Origin of the sequence: Vibrio sp. V43_P6S15P86, from assembly GCF_009904725.1 — a bacterium.
GTDB classification, from domain to species: Bacteria; Pseudomonadota; Gammaproteobacteria; order Enterobacterales; family Vibrionaceae; genus Vibrio; species Vibrio diabolicus.
Genome location: NZ_WXWT01000207.1, coordinates 1 through 3,311, shown reverse-complemented (window position 1 = coordinate 3,311; position 3,311 = coordinate 1). Strand labels below are relative to the sequence as shown.

General features: G+C 44.5%; 2 protein-coding genes. Both read right to left on the bottom strand.

Annotated features, from left to right (window positions below; genetic code table 11):
* Nucleotides 1–723: 723 nt before the first annotated feature.
* Nucleotides 724–1,752, bottom strand: a complete 1,029-nt coding sequence (locus CAG69_RS09115) for a methionine synthase (RefSeq protein WP_031780992.1) — start codon at nucleotides 1,750–1,752, stop codon at nucleotides 724–726.
* Between the two features lie 30 nt (nucleotides 1,753–1,782).
* The gene (locus CAG69_RS09110; RefSeq protein ID WP_017636059.1) at nucleotides 1,783–2,757 is read right to left on the bottom strand and encodes a DUF1852 domain-containing protein; all 975 of its coding nucleotides are present in this window, start codon (nucleotides 2,755–2,757) and stop codon (nucleotides 1,783–1,785) included.
* Nucleotides 2,758–3,311: the final 554 nt, after the last annotated feature.

Below are 3,311 nucleotides of genomic sequence, written 5' to 3'. Positions count from 1 at the left end.
GTTCTGCTCACCGCGATGGTGATGTGGGTGGTGCATCACTGGATACGTGTGATGTTACTAAAGCATCCTGAGATGAGGAATGTGGAGTTGAATTAAGCCTTGGCCGAGGGCTGAAAACGGAAAACAAACTATGCCGCTCACTTTACTGCGAGCGGCATTTTTATTTAAAACGGTCATCCTAAACATCGAGGAACGAGGTGATTCAGGATCTACCCACCGAGTGCTGTGAAGTTCTAAGGTTATCGCCATTTTCCAGTGAGTTGTAATCAGATTCCTAGTCTCGTTTAGACTCGCTGGAATGACCCAATCTTGGATACAAACCAAATAATTGGGTATGTGAGTAACGTATATCTCAACAACCGTCATCCTAAACAGCGAGGAACGAGCGTGATTCAAGATCTACCCACCGAGAGCTTTGAAGTTCTTAGCTTATCGCCATCTCCCAGCGAGTTGTTAGCAGACTCCTAGTCTCGCTTAGACTCGCTGGAATGACCCTATCTCGGGGCTACTCAAATACCGATTTTGTGGCGAGCGATGTATCTTCCAACATCCGTCATCCTGAACAGCGAGGGACGAGCGTGATTCAGGATCTACTAACCACGTGCTTTGAAGTGCGAAAGTTATCGCCATTTCCTAGCGAGCTGTAATCAGATTCCTAGTCTCGTTTAAACTCGCTGGAATGACCCTAACTTTAGTTTATGGTGTCGAGCCTAAGTCTTAATATCAACCCACCAACTCTTTACGAATGATCTCCGCTCCCGCACTTAGCGCATTGAGCTTAGCGGTTGATACTTCACGAGACAAAGGCGCCATACCGCAGTTGGTACATGGGTAAAGCTTGTCGGCATCAACGTATTTCAATGCCTCTCGCAGTGTATTCGCCACTTCTTCTGGCGTTTCAATTTCGTTGGTTGCAACGTCAATCGCACCAACCATCACTTTCTTACCGCGAATCAACTCAAGTAACTCAATAGGCACTCGTGAGTTATGACATTCGAGCGAGATAATATCGATATTCGATTGCTGCAATTTAGGGAATACTTCTTCGTATTGTCGCCATTCAGTGCCTAGCGTTTGCTTCCAATCCGTGTTCGCTTTGATGCCGTAGCCATAGCAGATATGCACCGCCGTTTCACATTTCAGCCCTTCAATCGCACGCTCTAAACATGCAATGCCCCACTCGTTCACATCATCAAAGAACACATTGAACGCAGGCTCATCAAACTGAATGATGTCGACACCTGCCGCTTCAAGCTCTTTCGCTTCTTGATTGAGGATCTTCGCAAATTCCCAAGCCAGCTTTTCACGGCTACCGTAATGATCATCATAAAGCGTGTCGATCATCGTCATAGGGCCTGGCAGCGCCCACTTGATAGGTTGCTTAGTTTGCTGACGCAAGAACTTTGCATCTTCAACAAACACGGGCTTTGTGCGGCTTACTGGGCCAACCACCGTCGGAACACTTGCTTCATAACGGTTGCGAATGGTCACCGTTTTACGGTTTTCAAAATCTACGCCGCTTAAATGCTCAATAAAGGTCGTCACAAAATGTTGGCGAGTTTGCTCACCATCACTGACGATATCAACGCCTGCCAGTTCTTGTTCTTGCAAAGCGACACGTAGCGCATCGCGTTTGCCATCAATCAGTTCTTCACCTTGCAGTTTCCACGGTGACCAAAGTTTTTCTGGTTCGGCCAGCCAAGAAGGTTTCGGTAAGCTGCCAGCCGTTGAAGTCGGCAATAGTGTTTTCATCGTCATTCCTTTCTAGATTCTCGTTGTCGATTACGCGTAGTTTGCAGACCATTGTTCAAGCACAGATTGATAAGGTTTGATGAAATGCTCCTCGGCAAATTTCCCTTGTTCAATCGCCAGTTGGCTGCGCTCTTCTCGGTCGTAAACGATTTGAGTTAGCGAGTGGTCTAGGTTTTTTAGGTTTGGCTGGTAGCAATTACCGGCAACCGCGTTGGCATTGTAAATCTCAGGTCGGTAAATCTTCTGGAATGTCTCCATCGTGCTGATCGTACTGATAAGCTCTAGGTTTGAATAATCGTTCAGCAAGTCACCGAAGAAATAGAATGCCAATGGTGCGACACTGTTTGGTGGCATAAAGTAGCGCACCTGTAAGCCCATCTTTTTGAAGTACTGCTCCGTCAACGAAGATTCGTTCGGCTGATATTCAAAGCCCAAAACAGGATGTTGATTTTCGGTGCGTCGGTATACTTTGTTGTCCGATACGCTCAAACAAATCACAGGCAGCTTTTTGAAATGCTGTTTGTAAGACTCAGAATTAACGAAAGCTTTGAACAGTTTGCCATGCAAATCACCAAAGTTCGCTGGGATGCTGAACTGTGGCTGGTTTTTGTTGTGGTCCAACAGCAAAACGCTAAAGTCGTAATCACGCACGTATGAAGAGAAGTTGTTACCCACAATGCCTTCGATGCGCTCGTTAGTGTTGTGGTCAACAATGTTAGTTTTGAGCACTTCAATCGAAGGGAAGGCTTCGCCACTGCCTTGGATATCCATATCAACAGAGATGATTTCAAGCTCAACAGAGTAGCGGTCACCTTGCGCGTTATCCCAATATGCCAACGCATTAAAACGATTGTCGATCATTCGGAGTGCATTGCGCAGATTCTCTCGGCGGTAGTTTCCGCGAGCCAGATTAGCAAAGTTGGTAGTGATTCGCGTGTTGTCTGATGGTTGGTAATTCTCATCAAAGCGAATACTTTTGATAGCAAATGTGAAATCGTTATTCATCGTGAGTTGGTATCCTATTTCCTTAGATAAAGCAGACTTTTCCTAACTCTGTGCATGGGGACATTTTTGTTTTTTGGTTTTCCCAATCGTTAGGTTGCACAGCACTTACGACGAACAGTTCGTACTAAAAATGACGGTCGCAGTGCCTAACACCAGAGCAGTCCTTTTTTATACTTGCTTCACGAGTTGAGTAATATTGGTATTGTTTCACATTGAACATGAAAGAAATTCATAGTGGGAGTTCCAACCCAGAGGGAACTATCGTAGATACTATTTTTCACTGACACCAATACACGTAACTTGGCGAGCATATTGCCAATATGTGTAATTAAGAAACTGGTAAGGGATTAACAGTACGTAAACCAGTTTTAAGCCTAGAAAACGCATTGTATAAACAAGACGCTACCTGGAATATAGGACAGCGTAGCTTAAATAGCACTTTTCACACTTCATCATTTATTCAAGAATTCGTTTAATTAAAAGTACCTTACATTTTATATCCTCGGAAACATGGTTCTTTAATTATCTTATTTATTTCTTTTCCTATATTTACC

Bases quoted from the DNA above. Each gene is read 5' to 3' on its own strand.
- CAG69_RS09115 (WP_031780992.1), bottom strand. From the start codon at position 1,752: ATGAAAACACTATTGCCGACTTCAACGGCTGGCAGCTTACCGAAACCT.
- CAG69_RS09110 (WP_017636059.1), bottom strand. From the start codon at position 2,757: ATGAATAACGATTTCACATTTGCTATCAAAAGTATTCGCTTTGATGAG.